Origin of the sequence: Mycobacterium sp. E740, from assembly GCF_001672895.1 — a bacterium.
Taxonomy (GTDB): Bacteria; Actinomycetota; Actinomycetes; order Mycobacteriales; family Mycobacteriaceae; genus Mycobacterium.
This window is the reverse complement of record NZ_LZKP01000037.1, coordinates 36,047-62,541: the sequence shown is the minus strand read 5'-3', so window position 1 is coordinate 62,541 and position 26,495 is coordinate 36,047. Positions and strand designations below refer to the sequence as shown.

Annotated in this window: 30 protein-coding genes; 14 read left to right on the top strand and 16 right to left on the bottom strand. The window is 66.1% G+C overall.

Features of this window, described 5'->3' with window-relative positions:
• Positions 1-6 precede the first annotated feature (6 nt).
• Genes A5663_RS03875 through A5663_RS03860 form a run of 4 tightly spaced genes read right to left on the bottom strand, consistent with a single transcriptional unit; the run spans position 7 to position 4,273 of the window.
• Positions 7-1,302, bottom strand: a complete 1,296-nt coding sequence (locus tag A5663_RS03875) for an acyl-CoA dehydrogenase family protein (RefSeq protein WP_068144067.1) — start codon at positions 1,300-1,302, stop codon at positions 7-9.
• Between the two features lie 19 nt (positions 1,303-1,321).
• A complete protein-coding gene (locus A5663_RS03870; RefSeq protein WP_068144065.1) occupies positions 1,322-2,098 on the bottom strand; it encodes an enoyl-CoA hydratase/isomerase family protein in 777 nt (258 codons plus the stop codon).
• 5 nt (positions 2,099-2,103) lie between these two features.
• A complete protein-coding gene (locus A5663_RS03865) occupies positions 2,104-3,279 on the bottom strand; it encodes an acyl-CoA dehydrogenase family protein (protein WP_068144062.1) in 1,176 nt (391 codons plus the stop codon).
• The gene (locus A5663_RS03860) at positions 3,263-4,273 is read right to left on the bottom strand and encodes an acyl-CoA dehydrogenase family protein (protein WP_068144112.1); all 1,011 of its coding nucleotides are present in this window, start codon (positions 4,271-4,273) and stop codon (positions 3,263-3,265) included. The genes A5663_RS03865 and A5663_RS03860 overlap by 17 nt, the downstream gene beginning before the upstream one ends.
• A gap of 281 nt (positions 4,274-4,554) precedes the next feature.
• Here A5663_RS03860 and A5663_RS03855 point away from each other — a divergent pair, with 281 nt between their 5' ends.
• Genes A5663_RS03855 through A5663_RS03840 form a run of 4 tightly spaced genes read left to right on the top strand, consistent with a single transcriptional unit; the run spans position 4,555 to position 8,121 of the window.
• Positions 4,555-5,637: an amidohydrolase family protein gene (locus A5663_RS03855; RefSeq protein WP_197503281.1), complete on the top strand. Its 1,083-nt coding sequence runs from the start codon at positions 4,555-4,557 to the stop codon at positions 5,635-5,637.
• A 45-nt stretch (positions 5,638-5,682) separates the two neighbouring features.
• On the top strand, positions 5,683-6,825 hold the full coding sequence (locus A5663_RS03850; RefSeq protein ID WP_068144058.1) for an amidohydrolase family protein: 1,143 nt from the start codon (positions 5,683-5,685) through the stop codon (positions 6,823-6,825).
• A 1-nt stretch (position 6,826) separates the two neighbouring features.
• Entirely contained in the window at positions 6,827-7,234 is a 408-nt protein-coding gene (locus A5663_RS03845; RefSeq protein WP_068144057.1) for a Rieske 2Fe-2S domain-containing protein, read from the top strand.
• Positions 7,231-8,121, top strand: coding sequence for an alpha/beta fold hydrolase (locus tag A5663_RS03840; protein ID WP_068144054.1), 891 nt, complete (start codon positions 7,231-7,233; stop codon positions 8,119-8,121). The genes A5663_RS03845 and A5663_RS03840 overlap by 4 nt, the downstream gene beginning before the upstream one ends.
• A gap of 22 nt (positions 8,122-8,143) precedes the next feature.
• On the opposite strand, the gene A5663_RS03835 is transcribed toward A5663_RS03840, so the two are convergent.
• The gene (locus A5663_RS03835; protein ID WP_068144052.1) at positions 8,144-8,617 is read right to left on the bottom strand and encodes a hypothetical protein; all 474 of its coding nucleotides are present in this window, start codon (positions 8,615-8,617) and stop codon (positions 8,144-8,146) included.
• Positions 8,618-8,653: 36 nt separating this feature from the next.
• On the opposite strand from A5663_RS03835, the gene A5663_RS03830 reads away from it, so the two are divergent.
• The 10 genes from A5663_RS03830 to A5663_RS03785 all read left to right on the top strand — a co-directional run bounded on the left by A5663_RS03830 (position 8,654) and on the right by A5663_RS03785 (position 17,900).
• Positions 8,654-9,955 carry an NADH-ubiquinone oxidoreductase-F iron-sulfur binding region domain-containing protein gene (locus A5663_RS03830; RefSeq protein WP_068144051.1) on the top strand — a complete coding sequence of 434 codons (1,302 nt, stop codon included), beginning with the start codon at positions 8,654-8,656 and terminating at the stop codon, positions 9,953-9,955.
• Positions 9,952-10,266, top strand: coding sequence for a ferredoxin (locus tag A5663_RS03825; RefSeq protein WP_068144049.1), 315 nt, complete (start codon positions 9,952-9,954; stop codon positions 10,264-10,266). The genes A5663_RS03830 and A5663_RS03825 overlap by 4 nt, the downstream gene beginning before the upstream one ends.
• The gene (locus A5663_RS03820) at positions 10,263-11,906 is read left to right on the top strand and encodes an OB-fold domain-containing protein (RefSeq protein ID WP_068144047.1); all 1,644 of its coding nucleotides are present in this window, start codon (positions 10,263-10,265) and stop codon (positions 11,904-11,906) included. Before A5663_RS03825 ends, A5663_RS03820 begins: the two co-directional genes overlap by 4 nt.
• Before the next feature lie 38 nt (positions 11,907-11,944).
• Positions 11,945-12,790 (top strand): alpha/beta hydrolase, encoded by an 846-nt coding sequence (locus tag A5663_RS03815; protein WP_068144107.1) that lies wholly within the window; start codon positions 11,945-11,947, stop codon positions 12,788-12,790.
• On the top strand, positions 12,790-13,608 hold the full coding sequence (locus A5663_RS03810; protein ID WP_068144045.1) for an NAD(P)-dependent oxidoreductase: 819 nt from the start codon (positions 12,790-12,792) through the stop codon (positions 13,606-13,608). Before A5663_RS03815 ends, A5663_RS03810 begins: the two co-directional genes overlap by 1 nt.
• Positions 13,605-14,396 (top strand): NAD(P)-dependent oxidoreductase, encoded by a 792-nt coding sequence (locus A5663_RS03805; protein ID WP_068144043.1) that lies wholly within the window; start codon positions 13,605-13,607, stop codon positions 14,394-14,396. Before A5663_RS03810 ends, A5663_RS03805 begins: the two co-directional genes overlap by 4 nt.
• A gap of 112 nt (positions 14,397-14,508) precedes the next feature.
• On the top strand, positions 14,509-15,711 hold the full coding sequence (locus tag A5663_RS03800; protein ID WP_068144041.1) for a cytochrome P450: 1,203 nt from the start codon (positions 14,509-14,511) through the stop codon (positions 15,709-15,711).
• Positions 15,712-15,739: 28 nt separating this feature from the next.
• A complete protein-coding gene (locus A5663_RS03795; RefSeq protein ID WP_067218878.1) occupies positions 15,740-15,940 on the top strand; it encodes a ferredoxin in 201 nt (66 codons plus the stop codon).
• Positions 15,937-17,142 (top strand): cytochrome P450, encoded by a 1,206-nt coding sequence (locus A5663_RS03790; RefSeq protein WP_068144040.1) that lies wholly within the window; start codon positions 15,937-15,939, stop codon positions 17,140-17,142. The genes A5663_RS03795 and A5663_RS03790 overlap by 4 nt, the downstream gene beginning before the upstream one ends.
• Complete coding sequence (locus A5663_RS03785) at positions 17,142-17,900, top strand: alpha/beta fold hydrolase (RefSeq protein ID WP_068144039.1); 759 nt, start codon at positions 17,142-17,144, stop codon at positions 17,898-17,900. The genes A5663_RS03790 and A5663_RS03785 overlap by 1 nt, the downstream gene beginning before the upstream one ends.
• A gap of 96 nt (positions 17,901-17,996) precedes the next feature.
• On the opposite strand, the gene A5663_RS03780 is transcribed toward A5663_RS03785, so the two are convergent.
• The 11 genes from A5663_RS03780 to A5663_RS03730 all read right to left on the bottom strand — a co-directional run bounded on the left by A5663_RS03780 (position 17,997) and on the right by A5663_RS03730 (position 26,494).
• Positions 17,997-18,284: a DUF1330 domain-containing protein gene (locus tag A5663_RS03780; RefSeq protein WP_068144035.1), complete on the bottom strand. Its 288-nt coding sequence runs from the start codon at positions 18,282-18,284 to the stop codon at positions 17,997-17,999.
• Positions 18,285-18,300: 16 nt separating this feature from the next.
• Complete coding sequence (locus A5663_RS03775; protein ID WP_068144031.1) at positions 18,301-18,492, bottom strand: ferredoxin; 192 nt, start codon at positions 18,490-18,492, stop codon at positions 18,301-18,303.
• Entirely contained in the window at positions 18,489-19,787 is a 1,299-nt protein-coding gene (locus A5663_RS03770; protein ID WP_068144029.1) for a cytochrome P450, read from the bottom strand. The genes A5663_RS03775 and A5663_RS03770 overlap by 4 nt, the downstream gene beginning before the upstream one ends.
• Positions 19,788-19,902: 115 nt before the next feature.
• Positions 19,903-20,748: a TauD/TfdA family dioxygenase gene (locus tag A5663_RS03765; protein ID WP_068144104.1), complete on the bottom strand. Its 846-nt coding sequence runs from the start codon at positions 20,746-20,748 to the stop codon at positions 19,903-19,905.
• 23 nt (positions 20,749-20,771) lie between these two features.
• The gene (locus A5663_RS03760) at positions 20,772-21,107 is read right to left on the bottom strand and encodes a hypothetical protein (RefSeq protein ID WP_068144027.1); all 336 of its coding nucleotides are present in this window, start codon (positions 21,105-21,107) and stop codon (positions 20,772-20,774) included.
• A gap of 2 nt (positions 21,108-21,109) precedes the next feature.
• On the bottom strand, positions 21,110-22,369 hold the full coding sequence (locus A5663_RS03755) for an aromatic ring-hydroxylating dioxygenase subunit alpha (protein WP_068144025.1): 1,260 nt from the start codon (positions 22,367-22,369) through the stop codon (positions 21,110-21,112).
• Positions 22,370-22,405: 36 nt separating this feature from the next.
• Complete coding sequence (locus A5663_RS03750) at positions 22,406-23,149, bottom strand: SDR family NAD(P)-dependent oxidoreductase (RefSeq protein WP_068144022.1); 744 nt, start codon at positions 23,147-23,149, stop codon at positions 22,406-22,408.
• A 25-nt stretch (positions 23,150-23,174) separates the two neighbouring features.
• Complete coding sequence (locus A5663_RS03745) at positions 23,175-24,194, bottom strand: ferredoxin--NADP reductase (RefSeq protein ID WP_068144020.1); 1,020 nt, start codon at positions 24,192-24,194, stop codon at positions 23,175-23,177.
• Between the two features lie 221 nt (positions 24,195-24,415).
• Positions 24,416-24,868 carry a MarR family winged helix-turn-helix transcriptional regulator gene (locus tag A5663_RS03740; RefSeq protein ID WP_068144018.1) on the bottom strand — a complete coding sequence of 151 codons (453 nt, stop codon included), beginning with the start codon at positions 24,866-24,868 and terminating at the stop codon, positions 24,416-24,418.
• A 22-nt stretch (positions 24,869-24,890) separates the two neighbouring features.
• Positions 24,891-26,153 (bottom strand): amidohydrolase family protein, encoded by a 1,263-nt coding sequence (locus A5663_RS03735; RefSeq protein WP_068144012.1) that lies wholly within the window; start codon positions 26,151-26,153, stop codon positions 24,891-24,893.
• A complete protein-coding gene (locus tag A5663_RS03730) occupies positions 26,150-26,494 on the bottom strand; it encodes a hypothetical protein (RefSeq protein WP_068144010.1) in 345 nt (114 codons plus the stop codon). The genes A5663_RS03735 and A5663_RS03730 overlap by 4 nt, the downstream gene beginning before the upstream one ends.
• Between the last annotated feature and the right edge of the window lies 1 nt (position 26,495).

Sequence of the window (26,495 nt, the reverse complement as noted above, 5' to 3'; positions counted from 1 at the left end):
GCCCCCTCAGGTGCGCGGGATGCCCGCGAGCTTGTCGGCGAACTTGACTTCGGCGGCTTCCCGCAGCCGCAGCAGATGCTCGGACGGAAACGCGTCCGGCGCCGGTGCGACATCCTTGAGCAGCAGCCGCGCGAGCGTGACCTTGTGCACCTCCGTCGGCCCGTCGGCCAGGCCGAGCACGAACGACTCCGTGAGGTACTGCACGAACGGCATCTCGTGGGAGGTGCCCAGCGATCCGTGTAACTGCAACGCCCGCGCCGACACGTCGTGCAACACCTTCTGCATCATGGCCTTGACGGCGGAGATGTCCGCGCGCACAGCCTTGTAGTCGTTGTACTTGTCGATCTTCCATGCTGTCTGCAGGGTCAGCAGCCGGAACGCCTCGATCTCCATCCACGAGTCGGCGATCATCTCCTGGACCATCTGCTTGTCGGCCAGCACCGAGCCCTGGGTGTAGCGCGACACCGCCCGCTCGGTGAGCATGTCGAAGATCCGTCGCACCAGCCCCACGGTCCGCATGGCGTGGTGGATGCGCCCGCCGCCCAGCCTGGTCTGGGCCACGACGAACGCACCGCCGCGCGGTCCCAGCATGTGGTCGTCGGGCACCCGGACGTTCTCGTAGCGGACATAGCCCTCGCGGCCGCCACCGAGCGGCTGGTACCCCAGCCCGACGTCGCGCAGCACGTTGATGCCGGGGGTGTCGCCGGGCAGCACGAACATCGAATAACGTTGATACGGCGGCGCGTCCGGATCAGTCATCGCCATCACGATGATGAACGACGCCATCGACGCGAACGACGAATACCACTTCTCGCCGTTGATGACCCAGTGGTCGCCGTCGCGCATCGCGGTCGTGGTGAACACCTTCGGGTCGGCCCCGCCGTGCGGTTCGGTCATCGAGAAGCACGACACGATCCGGTTGTCCAGCAGCGGTTCGAGATACCGCGACTTGAGTTCGGGCGTTCCGTAGTGCGCGAGGATCTCACTGTTGCCGGAATCGGGTGCCTGTGAACCGAACACGATCGGCGCACACTCCGAACGTCCGAGGATCTCGTTGAGCAGCGCGAGCTTGACCTGGCCGTAGCCGGGACCGCCCAGGTGCGGCCCGAGGTGCGTGGCCCACAGCCCGCGCTCCTTGACGATCTGCTGCAGCGGAGGGATCAGTGCCTGCCGCACGGGGTCGTCGAGGTCGTGGGACTCCTTTACGATGTAGTCGATCGGTTCGCACTCCTCGCGGACGAACTGCTCGACCCACTGCAGCTGTTCGGCCCACTCGGGGTCAGTGGAGAAGTCCCAGGCCACAACTCGTCCTTCCGTACGTTCAGGTGCCCGACCACTTGCTCCGACGCTGCGCCGCATCGTCGGTCGCGTGCGAGAGCACCTGGTTGCGGTTCTCCAGTTCCAGCGCCGCGTCCAGCGGAGCGTCGGTGTTGGCCTGCAGCGCGCGCTTGGTCAACTGCACGCCCAGCGGAGAGAGGGCGGCGATCGTCGTCGCCACTTCGACGGCGCGCTCGAACAGCCGGTCGGCTTCGACGAGTTCGCTGACCAGCCCTCGGCGGTCGGCCTCCTCAGCCGATACGGTGCGCCCGGTCAACATCCAGTCGGCCGCGACGCTGGTGCCGACGATGCGCGGCAGGTGATAGCTCATGCCCATCTCCGCACCGGACAGACCGAGCAGTATCGCGGCATTGCCGAAAGAGGCCGCCGTGGAACATATCCGGATGTCCGATGCGAGCGCCAGCGCCAGGCCGGCGCCGACGCAGGGACCGTTGACCGCGGCGATCACCGGCTGCGGAAGGGCCCGAATGGCCTCGGGCAGCGCGGCCATCGACTCCTGGAAGCGCATCCGGTCAATCGCCGGAGCCGACGCGTCGAGCATGCCGGGCCCGAAGTTGCGCACGTCGATACCTGAACAGAAACCGCGCCCCGCGCCGGTCAGCACCACGGCGTTGACTGACGTGTCGGCGGCGATCTCGCGAAACGCCTGGGCCAGTGCGTCCCGCATGGCCTCGTCGATGGCGTTGAGCTGTCGAGGTCGATTCAGTTGCAGGACAAGAACACCGGACTGCGGCCGGTCGATCGAGAGCGCCTCGGCCACCGTCGTCAGCGCCGCGGCAGGCCGAGTACCTGGGTGGCGATGATGTTGCGCTGGATCTCCGAGGTGCCGCCGGCGATCGTGCCACCGAAACTGCGCGCGTACCGTTCGAACCAGCTCGCGAAGTAGTGGTCGAGGTTCATGTGCTCGTACGGTCCCGAGGTCGACGGATGCACCAGTCCCTCTGCACCGGCGGCGGTCAGCGCGTTCTCCATCGCTTGGCGCTCGGCCTCCGAACCGAACAGTTTGAGGACCGACACCGAGGCGGTGTCCATCTCACCGCGCGCCGCGCGGGCCAGCGCCGCCGAGCCCATCGCCCGCAGCGCCTGGTAGTCCATGATCGTCGTGGCGTACTGGTCACGCTGGAGTTCGGTGCGCGGCCGGAAGTCGGCGATCATGTTGTCGATCCGGTCGGCGAACCCCAGCCACATCATCGTGCGCTCATGTCCCAGGGAGCCGTTGGCGACGCCCCAGCCGCCGTTGAGCGGTCCGACGAGGTTCTCCGCGGGTACGCGCGCGTCGGTGAAGAACACCTCGTTGAAGTCGAGATTGTCCTGTCCGGTCATGTCGGCGAACGGGCGGCACACGACGCCTGGCGTGTCGGTCGGGATGATCAGCGCGCTGATCCCCTTGTGCTTGGGCGCATCCGGGTCGGTGCGCACGAACGTCAGCAGGAAATCGGCGTCGTGCGCACCCGAGGTCCACACCTTCTGGCCGTTGACCACGAAGTGGTCGCCGTCGAGCACCGCTCGCGTCCGCAGTGAGGCCAGATCCGAGCCGGCGCTCGGCTCACTCATCCCGAGCGACGCGGTGATCTCGGCGCGCAGCACCGGCACCGCCCAGCGGTGCTTCTGCTCGTCGGAGCCGAACGAGATCAACGATGCCGCAATGATGTTCACACCCTGCGGGTTGAAGCTGTGGTAGATGCGACGGCGGCACAACTCGTCGAGGTGAACGAACTGCTGCACCACCGAGGCGTTACGCCCGCCGAACTCCGGCGGCTGGGCGGGCAGCAGCCAGCCGTTGTCGAACAGCAGGCGTTGCCAGTCGCGGGCCCACTGCGGCATGTGCGAGACCGACCGCGGCCGCTCCAACGTCTGCGCCTCCGAGGGCAGATGCTCGTCGAGAAAAGCCGCGAACTCGGCGCGGAACTCCTCGACTTCGGAATCAAAAGTCAGCTGCACCGGTGCTCCTGTATTCCTCGGCGATGACTGCACGATGCTCGGCCGCGCCGCCGAGCATCAACTCGCCGGCCTTCGCCCGCTTCAGTGCGAACTGGAGGTCGTTCTCCCATGTGAAGCCCATCGCGCCGAACAACTGCAGGCCATGCCGGAACACCAGAGCCTGCGCCTCGCCCGCGGACGCCTTGGCCATCGCGGCCGCCAGCCGTCGACGGGGATCGTCGGCCGCTATCGTCAGCGCTGCGAAGTACGACAGCGCCCGCGCACGTTCGGTCGCGACGTGCATGTCGACCGCCTTGTGTTGCACCGCCTGGAAGGAACCGATCGCGACGCCGAACTGCTGGCGCTGCTTGGCATGTTCGAGCACCAGGTCGAGGATTCGCTGGCAGGCGCCGACCGTGGTGACGGCCAGCCCGGTCAGCGCGACGTGGCGCGCCCGTTCGGCATCGGCCCCCTGCACCCGATCCGTGTCGGGCACCCGCGCGTCGACGAACGAGACGTCGGCGACGTGCAGTACCGGATCGAAGACGGGGCTGCGGCGTGCGGCGGCCCGGTCGGCCTCGACGACGAACACGCCGGCTTCTGTCACGACGGCGAACTGCTCGGCGCGGTCACCGTCGAGGACGTGCCGGGCGGTGCCGTCGAGCACCCAGCCGTCGGCGACCCGGTGCGCGCTGACGCCGTCGTACACCGCGGTCGCGGCCCGGTGGGGATCAAACCGCTCCCCTGCCAGCGGCGCGAACTGGGTCAGGGTCGCGAGAAACGGTGTCGGGTCGGTGGCCCGGCCGAGCTCCTCGAGCACGATCGCGAGTTCGACCGCGTTCTCCGGGTCGGCCAACTCGGTCCAGCCGGCGTCGACGTAGGTCTTCCACAGTGGCGTCGGGTCGACCCCGTTCTCGGCGATACCGCGCACGAGCGAGGCCGGGCACTGCTTGCTGACCGCGTCGCGCACAGTCTCCTGCCAGAGTCGCTGATCGGCGTCGAACTCCAGTAACACCTAGCCTCCCGGGTTCTCAGAGATGTGCAGCGCGTCCGGCGAGAATAACATTCTCCTGAGATGTCGTAATCGTTCTCCCGATATGACTACCCCGTTTCGCTGCCAGCGTGTCGTGCAGGTGACCAGCGCGCACCCTGACCTGCGCAGAGGTAAGCGTTTCGTTGAGAACTCGATTCTTGCGAATGAAGAACAACGCTTTACACTGGAGGTGTTCGGCGCTTCGCGCAGCGCTTTCCTGCGCCCTGCCGACCGCCGGATGACATCGGAGGACAGCCTTGGTCATGCAACACCCGGACGGGAACACCACCCCGGTAATCGACGCGAGCGTGCACATCTTCAGCAAGTCGAACAAGGACCTCCGCAGCTTCATGCGCGAGCCGTTCAAGAGCCGCGGGTTTCCCGACTACGAGATGGACTGGTACGGCGCGCCAGGTGGCGAGTACGCCCCCGGCACCGATGCCGATCGCCGCTATCCGGGATCGGACCCCGAGTTCGTCGGTCGGCAGCTGTTCGACGAGCGCGGCGTGGACATCGCGATACTGCACCCGATGACGCGCGGCATCATGCCCGATCGGCATCTGGGCACGGCCATCTCGGCTGCCCACAACGAGTTGATGGTCACGCGCTGGCTCGACGACAACCCGTACGCCGACCGCTTCCGCGGCACCATCCGGGTCAACCCAGACGACATTCCCGGCGCCCTTCGCGACATCGCGAAGTACAAAGACCATCCCCGCGTCGTGCAGATCGGCGTACCTCTGCAGTCCCGCGAGCTGTACGGCAAGCCGCAGTTCTGGCCGCTGTGGGAGGCAGCTGTCGAGGCGAACCTGCCGGTCTCGGTGCACATCGAGATGGGCGCGGGAATCCAGTTCGCGCCGACGCCTTCCGGCGTGCCCAGGACCTACGAGAACTACGTCAGCTTCATGGCGCTCAATTACCTCTACCACCTGATGAACCTCATCGTCGAAGGCGTATTCGAACGGATGCCGACGCTGAAGTTCGTGTGGGCCGACGGCGCCGCCGACCTGCTGACACCGTTCATGTGGCGGATGGACTGCTTCGGTCGCCCGCACCTGGAGCAGACGCCATGGGCACCGAAGATGCCGAGCGACTACTTGCCCGGTCACACGTACTTCGTGCAGGGCGTGATGGACGGCCCCGGTGACGTGGAGTATGCCGGCGAATGGCTGAGTTTCACGGGCAAGGATGACATGGTGATGTACGGGTCGAGCTACCCGCACTGGCAACTCAACGACCTGTTGGTGCCCTCCACGTACACCGCCGAACAGCGCGACAAGCTGTGCTGGCGAAACGCCGCCGAACTGTACGGCATAGACGTCGGCGCGTCGGTGAGCGCACAGTGATAGGACTCGAAAGCTCGGAGAAGCGGTGAAAGGCAGGGAGTCACGATGACGGTGACAGTGACAGAGCGCAAACCGGCCGCCGAACGAGTCGCGGTGCGTTGCGTCGACTCCGACGTGCACCCGACTCCGAGGGCGGGCGAGCTGACGCCGTACATCCCGGAGCCATGGCGCAGCAAGTACTTCCTGACGCGCAAGATCGGTGACCAGATCTACTACGACGCACCGGACTACGCGCACGCCTACGCGATGCGCGTGGACACGTTCCCCGCCGACGGCAACTTCGCCGGCAGTGACCCGGATCTGGCGTTCAAGCAGCTGATCATGGAGGCGGGTGCCGACATCGCGATCCTGGAGCCCGCCGCCTACCCCGCGCGTTTCCCCGAGGTCAATCACGCGATGAGCGTGGCGCTCAACGATTGGCAGGCCAACCACTGGCTGGACGGTCACAACAACTGGCATGAGCGGTGGCGCGGATCGATCTGCGTGGCGATCGAGGCGCCGCAGGATTCGGCCCGCGAGATCGAGCGCTGGGCCGGACATCCCTACATGGGCCAGATCCTGATCAAGGCCGAACCCCGTCCGGCGTGGGGAGATCCGAAGTACAACCCGATCTGGGAAGCCGCCACCAAGCACGACATCACGGTGAGCTGTCACCTGTCGCGCAGCCACCACGAGGAACTGCCGATCCCGCCGGTCGGATTCCCCAGCTACAACCACGATTTCATGGTCACCTACTCGCTGCTGGCCGCGAACCAGGTGATGAGCATGGTCTTCGACGGACTGTTCGACCGGTTCCCGACATTGCGAATCGTGTTGGTGGAGCACGCCTTCACGTGGATCCTGCCGCTGATGTGGCGGATGGACGCCATCTACGAAGCACGTAAGTCGTGGCTCGACATCAAGCGCAAGCCGTCGGAATACGTCAAGGACCACATCAAGTTCACGACCCAGCCGCTGGACTACCCGGAGGACAAGACGGAGTTGTCGCGGGCGTTCGAGTGGATGGAGTGCGAGAAGATCCTGCTCTACAGCAGCGACTATCCGCACTGGACGTTCGACGATCCCCGTTGGCTGGTCAAGCACCTGCCCGAGCATGCCCGTGAAGCCGTGATGTTCCGCAACGGCATTGCGACCTATCACCTTCCCGAAACGGTTCCGGCCCTCGAGGGCCAGGTGCGGGTGTTCTGAATTGACCGATCAGGAGAAGACGCCTCCGGCTGGCCCAAAAAGATTGGCACAGGGGCGTGAACACGTCGTCGCCACGGTCGACGAGATCCCGCCGGGTAAGCACAAACTGGTTCCGATCGGGCGCCACGGTGTCGGGGTGTACAACGTCAACGGCACGTTCTACGCGATCGCGAACTACTGTCCGCACGAAGGCGGCCCGCTGTGCTCCGGACGGGCCCGGGGCCGGACCGTCGTCGACGACAGCGTGCCCGGCGACGCGGTGATGGTGCGCGACCTCGAGTACATCTACTGCCCCTGGCACCAGTGGGGTTTCGAGTTGGCCACGGGGACAACCGCGGTCAAGCCGGAATGGAGCATTCGCACCTATCCCGTGCGGGTGGTCGGCAACGAGGTGCTGGTCCAAGCATGAGCCCGAAGCTCCAGCCCGGCGAGGAGATCACCGAGATCAACGGCGGCAACGTCGTCTACGAAATCCTCGGCCAACAAGGCGATTTCATCGCACTCACCCCCGGCGGCCGGTTCAGCAAGGACATCGACGGTCTGCGGCCGCTTGCGCAGGCGCTGGTCGACGGCGGCTACCGCGTACTGCTGTGGGACCGGCCGAACTGCGGCAAGTCCGATGTGCAGTTCTACGGGCAGAGCGAGTCGCACATGCGCGCCGACACCTTGCACGCGCTGATCACCGGACTCGGCATCGGTCCGTGCATCATCGCCGGGGGGTCCGGCGGTGCGCGCGACTCGATGCTGACCACCATGCTGTATCCGGAGATCGTCCGAAAACTCGTGGTGTGGAACATCGTCGGTGGTGTGTATGGCTCATTCGTGCTGGGCTCGTACTACATCGTGCCGAGCATCCTCGCGGTTCGCGGTGCGGGCATGAAGGGCGTCATCCACGTCGACGAGTGGAAGCAGCGCATCGAGGAGAACCCCGCCAACCGTGACCGCTTCCTGGGCCAGGACCCTGATGAGTTCCTCAAGCTGATGCTGCGGTGGCTCAACGCGTTCGTCCCGAAACCAGGGCAGACCATCCCCGGTGTCGAGGACGAGATGTTCGACAACATCAAGGTGCCGACGCTGATCATCCGCGGCGGCGAGAACGACCTCGACCACCCCAAGCGGACGTCTCTCGAGGTCAGCTGCCTGATCAAAGGGTCCCAGCTGATCGACCCGCCATGGCCGGAGGACGCGTGGGAACGGGCCGGCGAGGCGCGTGCGTCCGGAAAGGTGAAGCGCTTCAACATGTTCGACACCTGGGTGCAGGCAGCGCCGGCGATCCTCCAGTTCCTGGACAGCTGATGAGCGCACCATCATCAGTGCCTCACCTCGTGCGGATGCGCACCTCGCAGTTCAGCGATGCCTCCAGCGCGGTGTGGACGCGACTCTCGGGCACGCGCTCGAGGTCCGCCTTGCGCAGCGTCACATGGACGATGTCCCAACCGTCATCACCGGTTTCACGTTCGATGTCGCCGGCAAGCCCGAGCCCGGCGAGCACCCCGTGCGCGTCGTCGTCGGTGCCACGGCTGATGAAAGTCACCACGCCGGGTACCGGTGCGGTCCCGAAAGCCTTGGCGCACAAGTTGACTGCGGTACGCGTGAGCTCGTCGGGTTCATCGCCTGTGATCAGCAGTTCCACCTCGCGGCGGTGGGGCGGCAGACCGGAAATGTCATTGTCCACCAGTTCGATACCTGCCGAACCGGCCAACTCGCGTAGCCGGGCCGTGCCGTCGGCGAGTTGCACCGGGCTGAGTTCGCCGGCGCGGTCGACGCCGACACGAACCACCGCAGTCCTCATGTCCGTCAGCCTATCCGCGGTTCACAAGGACCCCTCATGACCTCCACCGCCACCGATCTCATCACCGCCGCCTGGCCGGACTCTGCGCCGCGACTGCTGCGGACCGCGGGGTCGGGCCCAGAGGACTACGCCGACTACGTGCAGGCCGGTGGATATCGCCCACTGACCGACGCGGAAGCGTTGGCCGAGCAGGTCGATCTGTCGGGACTGCTGGGCCGGGGCGGCGCCGCCTTCCCCATCGGCACCAAGCTGCGCTCGGTGCGCACCGCACACCAGCGCGGATCGGACACGGTCGTGGTCGCGAACGGCGAAGAGGGCGAACCGGCCTCGGTCAAGGATCGCTGGCTGCTGCGCAACCGGCCCCATCTGGTACTCGACGGACTACGCCTCGCGGCCGCCGTCGCCGGAGCCGTGCGTGCCTACGTCTACGTGTCCGACGACGAGGCCGCCAGTGCCGTCAGCACCGCGCTGAGCCAGGTCCCATCGGACACGTTCGGTGGCACCGAGGTGGCGGTCGTGACCGTCGAACCGGGCTATGTCGCCGGCGAGGAGACCGCGGCGGTCCGGCGCATCAACGGAGGCCAGGCCAAGCCAACCGACAAACCGCCCCGGCCCTTCGAAGAAGGGGTCGCCGGACTGCCGACGATGGTCAGCAACGTCGAGACGTTGGCCAACCTGCCGGTCATCCACGAGCACGGCGCGCAGGCATTCCGGTCGGCGGGCACGCCGATGTCGCCCGGGACGTTCCTCGCAACCGTCACCGGCGCTGACCGACCGCCCGCACTGTACGAGATCCCGCATGGCGCAACATTTGCCGAGCTGCTGCACGTGCACGGCGTCGACAAGGAGTCCGTGATCGGCGCGTTGATGGGCGGCTACTTCGCCGGCCTGCTCAACACCGACGTCCTCGACGCGACGCTCGACCACGAGTCGATCCGGCGCCTCGGCAGCGGCCTCGGCTGCGGGGCAATCTCAATCCTGACCGACGACTGCCCGGTCGCCGTCGCCGCATCGGTGATGTCCTACTTCGACCGCGAGAACGCCGGCCAGTGCGGAAGCTGCTTCAACGGCACCGCCGCGATGGCAGCCGTCATCTGCGCGCTGCGCGACGGAACGGCGACCGACGAGGATGTCACCCGGCTGGAGCGGTGGTCGGTGGTGCTGCGCGGCCGCGGCGCCTGCGGCACACTCGACGGCGCCACCAACATCGCCGCCAGTCTGCTGCGCCAGTTCCCGCAGGCGGTCACCCGCCATCTCGCCGATGACTGCGATGCCTGCCGAAACCGGAAGTTCGATGCTGTTCGGCCGTACGAAGTGGAGGCGGTGGCTCAATCATGAGTGACGGGTTGAGGATTCGGCTCGACCGCACGCTGTGCGACGGCTTCGGCATCTGCGCCAAGCACGCGCCGGGGTACTTCTCGCTCGACGACTGGGGATACGCCTCGCTGATCGGCGACGGAACAGTGCCGGAGAAGGACCGCGACGCGGTGATGCGTGCGCTGCTCGACTGCCCCGTGCACGCGATCATCTACATGGGCGAGCACCGCCCTTCGGACGACAATGCCGTGCGCGACGAACCGCACGAGTCCCCGGAGCCCGACCCGACGGCCGGCGACAACAACGAGGCGATCTCGGGATTCGTTCGGTGACAAGGCCACTGCCGGAACTGACGGTTCTCAACGAGTTCTTCTGGACCGCAGGCGCTGACAACGTCCTACGCATCCAGGAGTGCCGCGACTGTTCGGCGCTCATCCATCCGCCGCAGCCGGTGTGCCGGTACTGCCGCGGCCGCAACATGGGCGTGCGCGACGTGTCCGGCAAAGCGACGCTGTCGGCCTTCACGGTCAACCATCGCTTCGGCTTCCCCGACCTGCCGCCGCCGTACGTGGTCGCCCAGGTCGCGGTCGTCGAAGACCCCCGAGTGCGGTTGACCACCAACATCGTCGACTGCGACCCGCAAGACCTGGAGCTGGGTCAGCTGGTCGAAGTCGAGTTCGAGAAGCTCGAAGATGTCTGGCTGCCGGTCTTTCGGCCCAGTGGCGACGACCAGCCCGGCCCGCTGCCGCAGGACGAGATCGCGCCGCAGGACTTCGCCAAGCACGTCAGCACGCCGCTGACGACGCAGCGTTTCGAAGAGCACTCCGCCATCACGGGAATCGGCGCCTCGCGGCTCGGCCGCCGGCTGATGGTGCCGCCGCTGTCGCTGACGATCGAGGCCTGCGAAGCAGCGGTCGCCGACGCGGGCCTCACCTTGGACGAGATCGACGGGCTCTCGACGTATCCGGGGCTGGACATCGCCGGCATGGGTGAAGGCGGCGTCAGCGCGCTCGAGGGAGCGCTCGGCATCCGTCCGGCGTGGATCAACGGCGGCATGGACACCTTCGGCCCGGGCGGCTCCGTCATCGCGGCGATGATGGCGGTCGCGACGGGTATGGCCCGCCACGTGCTGTGCTTCCGCACGTTGTGGGAGGCCACCTTTCAGCAGTTGATGAAGGAAGGCAAGGCCTCACCGCCGGGAGGCGGGCGGACGTCGAGCTGGCAGATGCCCTTCGGCGCCATGTCCGCGGCGCACACGCTCGCGCTCAACGCCCAACGGCACTTCGACCGCTACGGCACCACGCGGGAGACGCTCGGGTGGATCGCGTTGAACCAGCGCGCGAACGCGGCGCTGAATCCTACTGCCATCTACCGCGACCCGATGACCATGGACGACTACCTGAGCGCGCGGATGATCACCACGCCGTTCGGCCTGTACGACTGCGACGTGCCCTGCGACGGAGCGGTCGCGGTGATCGTCTCGGCCGTCGAGGTGGCCAGGGACATGCCGCGCACACCGGTGTTGTTCGAAGCGGTCGGCACCCAGATCGTCGAGCGCACGGACTGGGACCAGAGCACACTGACCCACGAGCCTCAGGTGCTCGGCCAGGCGGCGCACCTGTGGACGCGAACCTCGCTGCGGCCCAACGACGTCGACGTCGCCGAGTTGTACGACGGCTTTTCGTTCAACTGCCTGTCCTGGCTGGAAGCGCTCGGCTTCTGCGGCATCGGCGAGGCCAAGGACTTCCTCGACGGCGGCAAGGCCATCGCACGTGACGGCGTGATCCCGCTGAACACCCACGGCGGTCAGCTGTCGCACGGTCGCACACACGGAATGGGACTGCTCCACGAGGCGGTCACGCAACTGCGTGGCGACGCCGGGGAGCGACAGGTCGAGAATGCGCGCGTCGCCGTGGTCAGCAGCGGCGGGTTGACTCCGAGCGGTGCGATCCTGATGCGGACCGATCCGTGACGGCCCGTCCACGCGTCGTTCTGGTCGACGGCGTACCGATGTCCGGACTGGTCGCGGCGGTCGACGAGCCGCGGGCCGTCGTCGTCGCGTTTCACGGCGGAGCCAGCACCGCAGCGTATTTCGACTGCCCCGGCCATCCGCGGTTTTCCCTGCTGCGCGCCGGCGCCGCCCTCGGGTTCACCGTCGTGGCACTGGACCGGCCGGGCTACGGCAGTTCGGCGCCGTATCCGGATGCGATGCAGCAACCAGGCCAACGCGTCTCACTGGCATACGGCGCCATCGACAAGATCCTCGGCGATGGCTCGCGCGGCGGCGGACTGTTCCTGCTGGGCCACTCGGCCGGGTGCGAACTGGCGGTGCGAATGGCCGCAAGTGAAAGCCCGGCAGCCGCAGCGGTTGTCGGCCTCGGGCTGGCAGGAACCGGCCTGCGGTATTCAGAGCAGGCGGCCGAGATGATGAAGACCGCGACGGCCACCCAGCGTCCGGTCGGGTTACGCGAACTGTTGTGGGAGCCCGCGCGCCTGTATCCAGCCGACGTGCTCTCCGGGATGACCAACTCCTCGGGCGGCGCACCGTACGAAGCGGAGATGACCAAGACGTGGCCGCGGCAGGACTTTCCGGCGCTCGCCGCGCAGGTGACGGTTCCGGTGCTGTTCAGCGTCGCCGAGCACGAACGGGTGTGGCTGACTGACGCCGACGCGTCGGCCGGTATCTCCGCGATCTTCAGCGCCGCACCGCGGTTCGTGCTCGACGAACAACGCGATGCCGGACACAACATTTCGCTGTCGGTCAGCGCTGCGGCCTACCACCTCAAGGTTCTTTCGTTCGTCGAAGAATGTGTCGTTGCGCACAAGAGTGCCGAAGCTGAGTTGGAGGCGGGTTGATGCGGGTCGGATTCATCGGGTTGGGCAGCCAGGGCGGCCCCATGGCACGCCGGATCGCCGAGAGCGGGTTCGAGACGACACTGTGGGCTCGCCGCGAGGCCAGCCTGGAACCGTACCGGGACACACCAGCGAAGACAGCGGCCACGCCGGCCGAGATGGCCGCCGCAAGCGATCTGGTGTGCATCTGTGTAGTGGGCGACGACGACGTGCGCGAAGTCCTCAACGGTGCGAACGGGGTGCTCGCCGGATTGGCCTCCGGCGGCGTCGTCGCGATACACAGCACCGTGCACCCCGACACGTGCCGGGAACTCGCCGAACTCGCTGCGAAACAAGGGGTTTCGGTGATCGACGCGCCGGTCAGCGGCGGCGCCCCCGCTGTCGAGGAGGGCAAGCTGCTGGTCATGGTCGGCGGCGAGGAGGACGTCGTCGAACGCTGCCGCCCGGTGTTCGCCAGCTATGCCGACCCGATCGTCCACCTCGGCCCCCTGGGCAGCGGACAGGTGACCAAGATCCTCAACAATCTGCTGTTCACCGCGAACCTCGGCAGCGCACTGAGCACTCTGGATCTCGGCGAGTCGCTGGGCATCCCACGGGTTCGCCTCGCCGAGGTGCTCAACGGCGGATCAGCCACCAGTAAGGCGCTGGGCAGCATCGCGATGTTCGGCGGGACCGTGGAGGGCCTCGCTCCCATCGCCGGGGCGTTGCTGCAGAAGGACGTTCGGCACGCCGCCAGCATCGCCGCCACCGCCTCGGCTCCCGAGGGCTCGGTGTTCACCGTGGCCGACACCGCACTGGAGTCGATGGACCATCCGCGGTGACCGGCGTCGGGTTCGTCGGAGCGGGGCGAATGGGCGCTCCGATGGTCCGTCGACTCGTCGAATCCGGTCACGACGTCGCCGCCCTCGGCCGGACCGACGAAAAACGCGCCGCCGTAAGCGATCTCGGCGCTCGCCCGGTCGCCACGCTGACCGACGTCGCCGCTGCCGACGTGGTGATCGTGTGCGTGTTCACCGACGAACAGGTCCATCAGATCTGCTTTCGAGACGCGCTGGCGGCGGCGATGCGCCCGGGCGCCTCGCTCGTCATCCACACCACCGGAAGCCCGGCGACGGCGCGCGCCATCGCGGCCGAGTTTTCGCATATCGGCGTCGTCGACGCACCGGTCAGCGGCGGCCCACACGATATCGCCGCCGGCGAGGTGACACTGTTCGTCGGCGGCTCAGACGAGGCGGTAGGGCGTATCCGCCCGGTCGTCGCCGCGTACGGCGACCCGATCCTGCACGTCGGCCCGCTGGGTGGGGGGCAGGTCGTCAAGCTGATCAACAACGCCCTGTTCGCCGCGCAGATCGGTTTGCTCGCCGAAGCAGTGTCCTTGGGCGCCTCCCTCGAGGTGGACGAGAACAGACTGTTGGATTCGATCACCCACGGAAGCGGCGCGAGCCGCGTCGGCGAGTTCATCGCACGCCGCGGGTCAGTGCACGGGTTCGTCGCCGACGTCGGGGAGTTCATCGGCAAGGACGTCGCGGTGGTGCGACGGATCGCCGCGGAACTCGGCAGCGATCTGGGGCTGCTCGACGACGTCATCGACGCCGGAATCCGGCCATGAAGACAGCGATTCTCCCTACTCAAACCCTTCCCGTGAGGGATACTATTGGCGTTACACAATTGCAGCCTCGCGTAACGGAAGCGGTCGTCAGCCCGCCGCGAAAGAGGAGATCATGACCAAGCCGAAGTTGGAGTTCGACCCGTACTCGCAGGAGTACTTCGACGATCCATACGAGATCTACCGGCGCATGCGCGACGAGACTCCGATCTACTACGACGAGCAGGATGACTTCTACGCGCTCACCCGGCATGCCGACGTGGCGGCGGCGCTCAAGGACCACGAGTCGTTCTCGTCCACCCGAGGCTGCCACCTGTCCATGATCAAGTCCGGCGAGGGCTTCCAGAAGTCGATCATCTTCATGGATCCCCCGGAGCACCGCTTCATGCGCAGCCTGCTGAACAAGGCGTTCACCCCTCGAGCGATCCAGTCGCAGCGCGAGACCGTCGTCGAACTCGTCGAGCACTACCTGTCGAAAGTCGATCCCGACAACTTCGATGTGGTGCAGGATTTCTCCGGCCCGTTTCCCGTCGAGGTGATCACCCGGATGGCCGGGGTGCCCGAGGACTACCGGCAGCAGGTGCGGCACTGGATCGACAAGGGCCTGGAAGTCAAACCGGGCCAGGTCGAACTGTCCGAAGAGAACATGCAGGCCAACATGGACGCGGGCGTCTACTACTACGGTCTGGTGCAGGAGCGTCGGGCCGACCCGCAGGACGACATGATCAGCCGGCTGATCGCCGCTGAGATACCTGGCGAGAACGGCGAACTGCGCAAGCTCGACGACATCGAGATCACGGGCTTCGTTGCGCTACTGGGCGGTGCCGGTGCCGAGACCGTAACGAAGTTGGTCGGCAGTGCCGTGGTCGAGTTCGCGCGGCATCCGGAGCAGTGGCAGATGCTGCTCGACGACCGCAGCCTGGTGCCTGCCGCCGTCGAAGAATTGCTGCGCTATGTAGGGCCGGTGCAGTACAACGTGCGTTACACCCTCAGAGAGGCCGAGGTGCCCAGCGGCACGATTCCGGCGCACAAGCCGGTGTTCCTGATGAAAGCGGCCGCGAACCGCGACCCGCGAGCCTTCACCGACGGCGAGACCTTCGACATCACCCGGGACAAGACCGAGGCCCAGAACCTGGGGCTGGGCTACGGCATTCACAGCTGCCTGGGCGCGGCGCTCGCGCGCCTGGAGACCACGATCGCGCTCGAGCACCTGCTCGACTTCATGCCGCGCTACCAGCTCGACTTCGACGGTCTGGAACGAGTGCACATGCAGAACGTCGCGGGATACCACCATGTGCCGGTGCGGGTGCTGAAGTGAGCCAGCGAGAAGCGGAGCGGGATCGCGCATGACTCAGAAGATCGTCGTCGACTTCGGGCTCTGCGAGAGCAACGGGGTGTGCATGGGCATCATCCCCGAGGTGTTCGATCTCGACGACCAGGACTACCTGCATGTGCTCCAGGAAGAAGTGACGCCGGAAAACGAACAGCAGGTGAGAGAAGCGGTGCGCCAGTGCCCGCGCCAGGCGATCTCGATCGAAGACGCATGACGACGACGAACCTCGTCTTCGACCCGTTCTCCGAGGAGTTCTTCAACGGCCCCTGGGAAATCTACCGTCGGTTGCGCGCGGAAGCTCCCGTCTACCACAGCGAGGAGTACGACTTCTACGCGCTTTCCCGGCACGAGGACGTGGCCGCCGCGTACAAGGACTTCGAGACGTATTCGTCGGCCTACGGCCTGGACCTCGCCACCGTGCGGTCGGACGAACCGATCGTCGCGAAGATGATCATCGTCATGGACCCCCCTGAACACCGGCAGATGCGCAGCCTGGTCAACAAGGTGTTCACGCCGCGCGCGATCCAGGCCCTCAAGCCCATGGTCACCCACACGATCGAACGTCACCTGTCGAAGGTGGACCCCGGCCGCTTCGACGTGGTGCAGGACTTCTCCGCACTCTTCCCCGTCGAAGTGATCACCCAGATGCTCGGTGTGCCAGAGGAATACCGCCAGCAGGTACGTGAGTGGGTCGAACTTTCCCTGCAGCGTGAGCCCGGCCAGATCGAGATGTCGGAGAAGGGCATGCAGGCCGTCGCGGAGTCGATGGGCCTGTACTTCAACCTGATTCAGGAGCGGCGCGCCGAGCCGAAGGACGACATGTTCAGCCGCCTCATCGCCGCCGAGGTCGAGCGCGAGGACGGGGAGAAGCAGCAGCTCGACGACTTCGAGATCGCCGGGTTCGCCACACTTCTCGGCGGCGCGGGCGCGGAGACCGTCACCAAGCTCATCGGCAACGCCGCGGTGACGTTCGCGCGTAATCCCGAGCAGTGGCAGAAGCTCCTCGACGACCGCAGGAAGGTTCCGGCCGCCGTCGAAGAGTTGCTGCGCTACGAGGCGCCCAACCAGTACAACGTCCGTCGCTCGATGCGCGAGGTGCAGCTGCACGGGGTGACGATCCCGGCCGGCAAACCGGTGTTCCTGCTTGCGGGTTCGGCCAACCGGGATCCCGAGGCGTTCGCCGATGCGGACACCTTCGACATCGACCGCGATCGCACCGAGGCGCAGAATCTCGGGTTCGGATACGGCGTGCACAGTTGTCTGGGTGCCGCGCTGGCCCGCATGGAGAGTGCGATCGCGCTGGAGATGCTGCTGGACTTCATGCCCCGCTACGAAGTGATCTTCGACGACTGTCGCCGGGTGGCCGCGCAGAACGTCGCGGGCTGGTCGCAGGTGCCGGTGCGAGTGCTGCGCTGATGCGGTTCGTGTTCGTGCACGGCGGTTTTCATGCCGCGTGGTGCTGGGAGCGCACAATCGCGGAGTTGCAGCGGATGGGCCACGAGGCGGTGGCCGTCGACTTACCCGGCCACGGTGCGCGCGTCGACGAGGACTCGACATTGGCGAACCGCCGTGAGGCGATCGTGTCGGTGATGCACGCCGGCGACGTCCTCGTCGGCCACTCCGGCGGCGGGTTCGACGCCACACTGGCCGCAGACGAGCGGCCGGACCTGGTCGGCCACATCATCTACCTGGCTGCGGCGCTGCCGCGCGAAGGCCGCACGTACCCCGAAGCGATGGCCATGCGTGACTCAGAAGACGGCGAGTTCGACGCCGACGTCGGAGAGATGTTGAGCTACTTGAAGTTCGACGACGACGGGGCGATGTGGTTCGCCGACTTCGACGGCGCGTGGCGGTACTTCTACCACGACTGCGACGAGACGACCGCGCGCTGGGCGTTCGAGCGCCTCGGGCCGGAGCGGTTCGGCGACACCACGGTCACGCCGGTGTCCGTGCCCGCATTCTGGGCCGCCGAACTCCCCCGCAGCTTCATCCGGTGCCTGCAGGATCGCTCGATGCCGCGCTGGCTGGCCGACACCGTGACTCGCAGACTCGGTGTCGAGCAGTTGACCATCGACACCTCGCATTCGCCGTTCCTCAGCCGGCCGCGCGAGCTCGCCGAACTGCTCGTGCACGCCACGACGACGCAGCCCACCGGCCCGCTGGTCCCCCACTGATCCAGCGGATCACCACTGCGTCGAGACCGACGTTTCGGCGGCTTTCACAAGTGCTTTTCCGCCAATACGTCGGTTTCAGTGACGAGTAGACGAGTATCAGCCCAGCCCGTGCAGGATGACGCCGTTGCAGTCGGCGGCGGCCTGCCGCAGCTTCGCGGCTTCCTGGTAGGCGTCGGAGTTGTACCACTCGCGAGCAGCTTCGGCCGACTCGAACTCCAGCAACACGGTCTGGGTGCCGTGCCAGTCGCCCTCGAGCACCTCCGGCTTCTGGTCGAACGACAACAGAGTCGACCCGGCCATCGCCTGGCTGGCCAGTTTGCCGTACTCGGCCATGCCGGCCGGATCCTTCACGTCCTCGGTGATGAGGATGTACGCCTTGGGCACTCGAACTCCTTTGTGTTCAGTCGATTTCGGAAATCGCTTGTTCGGGACAGTTCTGGATGGCGTCACGTGCGGCATCCTCGAGACCGGCAGGCACGGCGCCCGGAGCTGCGACCGCCCAACCGTCGTCGGTCATCTCGAAGACTTCCGGGCACAGCGTCAGACACATTCCATGTCCGGCGCAGCGGTCTTCGTCGACGGTCACCTTCATCGGCCATCACCGGCAACGACATCGAACTCCAGGTGCAGCTCGGTCAGCCCGCGCAGGATGTACGTCGGAATGTATTGGTAGCGACGGTCATCCGCCGGCCCGTGATGTTTCTCGCTGATCCTGATGTCGGTAGTGCGATCCAGCAGTCGCTCCAGCCCGACGCGCGTTTCGGCGCGGGCCAGGGGCGCACCCGGACAGCTGTGGATGCCGCGACCGAACGCCAGATGTTGACGGGCGTTCTTACGCTCCGGATCGAACGTGTCGGGATCCTCGAAGCGGCGCGGGTCGCGGTTGGCTGCCCCGTTGATGACCATCACGGTGCAGCCCGCGCCCAAGGGCTCTTCACCCACCGTCGTCGGCACCCGCGACAGCCGGAAGTCGCCCTTCACGGGGCTCTCGATTCGCAGGCACTCCTCGATGAAGTTCGGCAGCAGGCTGCGATCGTCGCGCAGCCTGCGCTGAATGTCAGGGCGGTCACCCATCACCTTCAGCGCGGTCGACAGCAGCCGCACCGTGGTCTCCTGACCCGCGGAGAACACATTGGTGGCCACCCGCACCACGTCACCCACCTCGGGCAGCGTGCCGTCCGGGAAGGTCGCCGTCGCCAAGCCGGTGAGCACGTCGTCGCGCGGCTGACGACGGCGGTCCTCGACGTACTCGGCGAACACTTCGTAGAGGTACTCCAGCGGCGTCTTCGTGAGCGTCTTCTCGGCGTTGCCGAGCCCACCGCCATGGGTGCCCCGCGCCAGTCGCTCGAGCAACTCGGGGCGGTCCTCGTCCGGCACACCGAGGAGATCGGCGATGACGCGCAAGGTGAACGGACCGGCGAACCCCTTGATGAATTCGCCCTCGCCGGGCGCCAGGAACTCGTCGAGGATGTCATCGGCCAACTGCCACATCGCGTCCTCGTTCTCCTTGAGGCGCTTGGGCGTGATCAACCGCATCAACAGGGCGCGGTGATTGGTGTGCGTCGGCGGGTCCAGCGTCGGCAACTGGTCGCTGAACGGGATCTCGTCGCGGTGCTCGACGATCAGATCGGTCAGGTCCTCGTCCTGCCGCCCTTCGAGCGGGACCGGGAACCCGGGGAACGGGCCCGTGACCGAGATGCACGACGAGAACGTCTCGGCGTCGTTGTAGACGTCGACGGCCTCCTGCCAGCCGGTCACCATCGTCACGCCGTAGTGGTCCTCACGGCTTACCGGGCACTTGTCGCGTAGTGCCGCGTAGAACCGGTACGGGTCGTCGGTCAGACGGCCGTCCCGGAAGAAGTCGACCGAGGTGAGGTCCTCCGTCATTGGCCCTCCGTTTCAGCGATCTCGGCAAGCGAGAACGTGATTCTCATATCGGGGTATCAGGTTTCCATATGGCACTGCCGCCGTCAACGAGCAGTGCTGTGCGAGCGCTCAGCAGTTACTGGATCGGCTCGTCTCCGAGCACGGTCGTGCGCAGCATTAGCCGGGGCGAGTCGGGGTCGTATGGCGCGGCCCGGTGCAGGACGCCGTTGTTGTCCCAGATGACCGTGTCTCCGACGGACCAGCGATGGCTGTACACCAAATGCGGCTGGGTGGCGCGGTCGAGCAGGTCGGCGAGCAGCGCCCGGCCCTCCTCGGGGTCCATGCCGACCACATGGTCCGCCGAGGCGCCCAACACCAGCGATTTGCGACCGCTGCGATGCGTCCACACCAATGGATGCTCGTGCGTGGGCCGCGAGCGCCACCTGGCCACCAGTTCCGGCGACGGATCGGGCGTCACCCGGCGCTGCGACGCCTCGAGCGAATGCACCACCCGCAACCCGCCGAAACGCTCCTTCTCCTCGTCACTGAAAGCCTCGTAAGCCGCATACGAGTTCGCGAACTCCGTCTCGCCACCGCTTTCGGCCACTTGTTTGGCTGAAAGCACAGTCGCCCTCTGCGGGCACTCGCCGTTTGTCGGTGTGCAGCCGTCGATGTGCCAGTCGAACGTGGCCCGCAGATAGGCCGCCGAGGAATTCTTCGACTTGTCCAGCGTCACCGGATAGATGCCGGCAACCGGATGGTGTCCGTCGGACGAGTGGTCGATGTCGCCGAGTCGCCGACAGAACGCCACCTGCGCCTCGGGTGTGAGGCCGACTCCGGGGAAGACGAGCACGCCGTTGTCCTTCAGCGCCTCGAGGACGGCTGTGCCGATCGCGTCATCGTTGGCCAAGACGTCCGAATCCAGGCCGGTCACCTCCGCGCCGACCGATGCGGTGAGCTTGTTCATCGTGAGCACAGTCATGGTCGTCGCATCCTTATCGGTCATCATGGCACCGGCGCGCTGACGCGGTGCATTTCGGCGTCGGCGGAGTCGATGGGCTTCTGCGTGCCGAAGATCTCGACGGCCATCGAGACCATGATCATCGAGTAGACGAGATGCAACAGGTTCAGCGCGTCGTCGGGCACGTCGTCGAGCGGGAACTTGTCGCAGTAGTCGATCGCTTCTTCGAAGCGGGGCGAGAACGCATCGTAGAACTCCCGTATTTCCGGCATCGGAGTGGTCAACCGCGCTTCCCACCGCTCGGGTTCGGTTGCCAGACACCATTTCTCGGCGAACTGTTCGAATTGGGCAAAGGCGCTGGGCAGGCGAGTGTCTGGCATGCTCAAACCCCAACCGTGCTGCGCTCGGCCTGGTACTCCTTCACCCATTTGACGGCCTCGTGGTGCAGGTGGCGGACGAGGATCTCCTGGTCGCTGAGCGGGTAGTCGTCGATGACGTCGTACTCCAAGGCGGCCTGCGTGCCGCCGAGCATGCCGGCATCCTGCAGCGCGAACTCCTTCAGCACCACCGAGGCAACCTCGTGCTCGACACGCTCGCGCACGGTGCGTGCTGGGTGAAATGCGTTGTAGGCCTCGAACTTATGGGTGTTGTGCGACGTCGGCCAGTACCGGTACAGCAGGTACCAGCCGTGGTAGATGAGGATCTCCAGGTTCGGGAAGATCTGGAAGTTGGTGATGCCCCACGGTTCGATGCCGCCTGGGTTCAGGCCGGCGGACTGATGCGTCTCCGGGGTACGCCACGGTCCGACCAGCCCACTGCGCGTGACCCTTTCGACCGGATACATGTACTCCGGCGCCAGCAGCCAGCGCCGGGTGCCCGCCGTGGACACCAAGCGGTGCGGCCCGTCGATCTGGAAGTGCGCGCATTCGAAGGTTGCGTTCGGCTGACGCACCTCGCTGGGGACCTGCTGCGAGTGCAGCGACGGAACGTGGTAGTACTCCTGGAACGCGTCGGCGAAGATCTTCCAGTTGCTGTTGTTGTGTGCTTCGAATTCGTAACGCTCGGTCATCATTTCGAACGGGTAGTCGTCGAGCGCGGTGATCATCGGGCCGAGGAATTCCCGCAGGCTCCACTGCGGCTCGGGATCGAAGTTGATGAAGATGAAGCCGTTCCAGACGTCGCAGTGCACCGGCTTGAGCCCGTAGCGGGCGCTGTCGAGGCCGAAGAACTCGCCCTCTTGCTGGACGAACGTGAGATCGCCCTTGAGGTCGTAGCGCCACCCGTGATACTTGCACGTGAACTGTCTGCAGGTACCCTTGACCTCCTCGTTGGGAAAGTCGTTCCACACCAACTTGTTTCCACGGTGGCGGCAGATGTTGTAGAAGGCACGGATCTGCTGATCCTTGCCCCGCACGACGATCACCGATGTCCTGACGGCATCGATCTCCTTGGTGAGGTAGCTGCCGACCCGCGGTAGCTCCTCGACCCGGGCGACGTTGAGCCACGCCCGCTTGAAGACCGCTTCCCGTTCGAGCTCGTAGAACTCCGGCGACGTGGAGTCGCGGAACGAGATCGGTCCGGTGCCGAGTTCCGGATAGTGTTCAGTCCAGCTGCCTTCCACCGGCTTAGGCCACTTGGCCATGCGAACCTCCTCCTCGCGGGAATACGTTGCCCGCCATCACATCACCGACCCACCGTTGACGCCCAGAGTCTGCCCCGTGATGAAACCGGCCTCCTCCGAGCACAGAAAACCGACCGCTGCGGCGATGTCGTCGCCAGTGCCGAGATGACCGAGCGGAACGCTTGCGGCCATCTGCTCGTTCGAGGGCAGATGCCCGGCGGCCTGCCCAGCGTGCTGCATCGGCGTCTCGATCGCCGACGGCGGGATGTTGTTGACGGTGATCCCCGTCGGGCCGTACTCGCGCGCGAGCGATCGGGTCAGCGACAGCAGCGCACCCTTCGACGCGGCGTAGTGCGCCATTCCAGGTGAACCGCGCTGAGCGCTCGACGACGAGATCATCACGATGCGGCCCCAGCCCGCTTCGAGCATGTCGGGCACCGCCACCTGGCAGCAGTGAAACGTACCGGTGAGGTTCACATCGACCAGCCGTTGCCAGGCCTGCACGGTGATCTCGGTGAACGGCGCGAAATCCACCGCGCCAGCGCTGGTGACCAGGATGTGCACCGGCCCCAGCTCGGTGCGCACCTTGGCGAACGCCTCCTCTACCGCCTGGCGGTCGCTGACATCGGCAGCGACGCCGAGCGCCGGGACGCCTTGAGCGCGCAGGTCTTCCGCGACCCGTTGCGCCGCATCGCCGTTGAGGTCGAGCACCGCGACCCTGTGCCCCCGCCTGCCGAGTTCGTGGCAGGTCGCCTCCCCCATTCCCGACGCGCCGCCCGTCACCACCGCGACCCGAGTCATCGATTCCGCCTCATCTTCAGCACCCCTACTCGTAGACCACGTGGACTGTCCGACTGGTCGGCAGGGACTGGCACGTCAGCACCCAACCCTCGGCCACCTCGTCGTCATCGAGCGCATCGTTGTTCAGCATCCGCGCGCTGCCCGATTCGATCCGCGCCATACACGTTCCACACGAACCGGTTTCGCAGGACGACGGCGCCCGCAACCCCGCGATGCGGGCCGTCTGCAGCAACGTGTTGCCCGCCCGGTAGGCAGCGGTGACAGTCTTGCGGTCCAGTTCGATGATCACTTCCTCGGTCTGTTCGGTGGCTTCGACGGCATCTGCGGGCGCCGGCGCAACCTCAAACCGCTCGAGGTGCAACCGGTCACGCGGAACGCCTGCCTCGAACAGCGTCGCTTCCACGGTGTCCATGAACGGTCCCGGTCCGCAGATGTAATAGTCGATGTCGCGACCGGAATCGACGAACGCCTGGACGGCGGCGCGCTCGACCACCCCGGACTCCTCGTCGAAGTGCTGGACCACAGACAGTCGATCGGAATTGCGCTCGGCGAGGGCGCTCAACGATTCACCGAAGATCACCGAGCCACGGCTTCTGTTGGCGTAGAACAGCTTGACGCGCCGGTTCGTGCTGACCAACGCGGAGCCGATCAGCGAGAAGATAGGGGTGATACCGCTGCCACCCGCGAAGGCCACTATGTCGCGCTCGGACTCCCCCAGGACGAAGCGGCCCTCCGGCGGCGCGGCGTGAATCTCGTCGCCGGCGGATGCGGTGTCGTTCAGATAGTTGGAGACAACTCCTCCGGGGTCACGCTTGACCGTGATCTGCAACTCTTCGCCATTGTGGGGTGACGACGACATCGAGTAGCAGCGGCGGTGGTCGTCTCCGGCGACCTTCACCCGCAGGGTCAGAAACTGGCCGGCCTGGTACTGGAACCGCTGCGAGCAATCGGCAGGCACGTCGAGCACGAGCGACACCGCGTCACCGGTTTCGCGCACCACCCGCTTGATGCGCAGTGGCGCGAATTCGACGGCTTGTTCCGACATCGTGTTGAGAGTATCAAGTACTTGTGATTGGTATCAAGCAGTAGCTTGATCGCGTTTGTGGCGCATCACCAGCCCGTCAGATCACATCGATCGACGTCTGTCAGAGAATGTGCGAGACGGAGTACGAAATATGTCGATAGCTGTGACTGGCGGGGCTGAACGGTATCCACCGCGCCTGCCGCCGATCCGTAGCCAGATCGGCTTCGGCAACAGCTGAACCGCTATTCGCCGATGTGGTCGTCGACCAGCGTGTGGCCGGTGCCCTTCTCGACCACGCGCGCCAACAGATCGCGCAACGTCTGCTGCTCTTCCGGCGTGAGCACGCCGAACACCGCCTCGTGCGCGGCGATCGCGTCGCTGACGACCGCGGTGGCGACCTTGCGCCCCTCCTCGGTGAGGTACGCCTTCAAGATCCGCGCGTGCTGTGGATCCGCTTTGCGCTCGACGAACCCGCGCTGCTCGAGCGCCTTGATCGCGAGCTGCACACCCTGGGGCGTGATCAGCAGCCGACGCGCGAGCTCAGCGCCCGAGAGCCCTGGCTCGTTGGTGAGTTGGCGAAGCACACCGATCTGGGCGGTGCTGACGCCGTGTTGACTGACCGCGTCGTTGACCGCTGTGAGCGAGAAGTACCACGCCTGCTTGAGATGCCACAGGATGTTGTCGCCGAGCTCCATACCCAGCTCTTGGTTCGTCTCCCTAGCCACAGCCGTCGCCGCCGTCATGCTTGTAGATCTGGCCGTCTTTCATCACGAACCGGACGTCGAGCGTGGTCGCGATGTCGTGGGAGGGATCGCCGGGTACGGCGATGATGTCGGCGAGGTAACCCGGTGCGAGAAGCCCCAATTCGTCGTCGGCTTCGATCAACTCGGCGCTGGTGACCGTCGCTGCGCGGATCGCCTGCATCGGCGTCATGCCACGCTCGACCAGCGCGCAGAGTTCCTTTGCGTTCTGTCCGTGCGGGATGGCGGGCGCGTCAGTGCCGCAGGCGATGCGCACTCCCGCAGCGATGGCCTTGGGCAGCATCGCCTGCGCCTGGGGGAACACCACTTCGGCCTTCTTGCGCAGCTCCGGTGCGATCCGGTCGATCGCCATGGCCTGGGTCAAGTAGGTGGTCGAGACGAGGAACGTCCCGGTGTCGGCCATGAGCTGGATGGTTTCGTCGCTGGCGAGGAAACCGTGCTCGATGCAGTCGATGCCGGCCTTTATACAGGCGCGAACTGCGCTGTCCCCCACCGCATGAGCCGCGACGCGCACCCCCGCGCGATGCGCCTCGTCGGCGATCGCGGCGAACTCGTCGTCGGAGTACTGCTGTGCGCCGGGCGCGGTGCTGTGCGACATCACGCCGCCAGAAGCCGAGACTTTGATCAGCTTGGCGCCGTGCCGTACCTGATAGCGCACGCAGGCGCGGACGTCGTCGACGCCGTTGGCGATGCCCTCGGCCACCGACAGCGGCATGATCCCCGGCGCCAGTCGTTGGAAAACGGTCGGATCGAGGTGACCGCCGTAGGGCGTCACGGCGTGACCGGCCGGATAGATGCGCGGACCGACGTGCCACCCCTGGTCGATTGCGCGCATGAGAGCGACGTCGAGCAGGTAGCCGCCGGTCTTGACCATCAGGCCGAGGTTGCGCACCGTGGTGAAACCGGCCTCGAGAGTGGTGCGGGCGTTCACCGCGCCGCGCAGGGTGCGATACGCCGGATCGTCCTGTACGCCGTGCATCGGGCTGGGCAATCCCTCGGGACCGCCCGGCCCGCCGATGAGCAGGTTGAGCTCCATGTCCATCAGGCCCGGCAGCAGCGTGACATCACCCAGCTCGACGATCGTCGAATTCGATGGCAGCTCAGGCGGATTCACCGCTGTGATGCGGTTGCCCTCGACCACTACGACGCCCGGTGCGCGTACCTCGCCGGTGTCGACGTCCGCCCACCGCGCGGCCCGCAGAACTGTTCGGCCGGTCACGGGACGGGTTCTGACACGCAGTCCAGCGTCGTGGCGCCCGAATCCGGCACCTTCGGTTGCTTCCAGCACTCGACCGGGAACGACGCTTGGATCATGGAGTAGAGCAGATGCATCAGGTTGAGCACGTCCTCCGGCAGATCGTCCAGTGAGAACTTGTCGCAGTACGCAATTGCTTCCTCCGCGCGCGCGGTGAGCGCGTCGTAGAACGCCTGCAACTCGTGCATGGTGCTGGCCAACCGCTTGGCGTACCGCTCGGCCTCGGTCGGCAGGCACCAATCGGAAAACTGCTCCAGATCAGAGAATTCGGGCGGCAACTTCGCCGGCGTCTCAGTTGTCGTCATG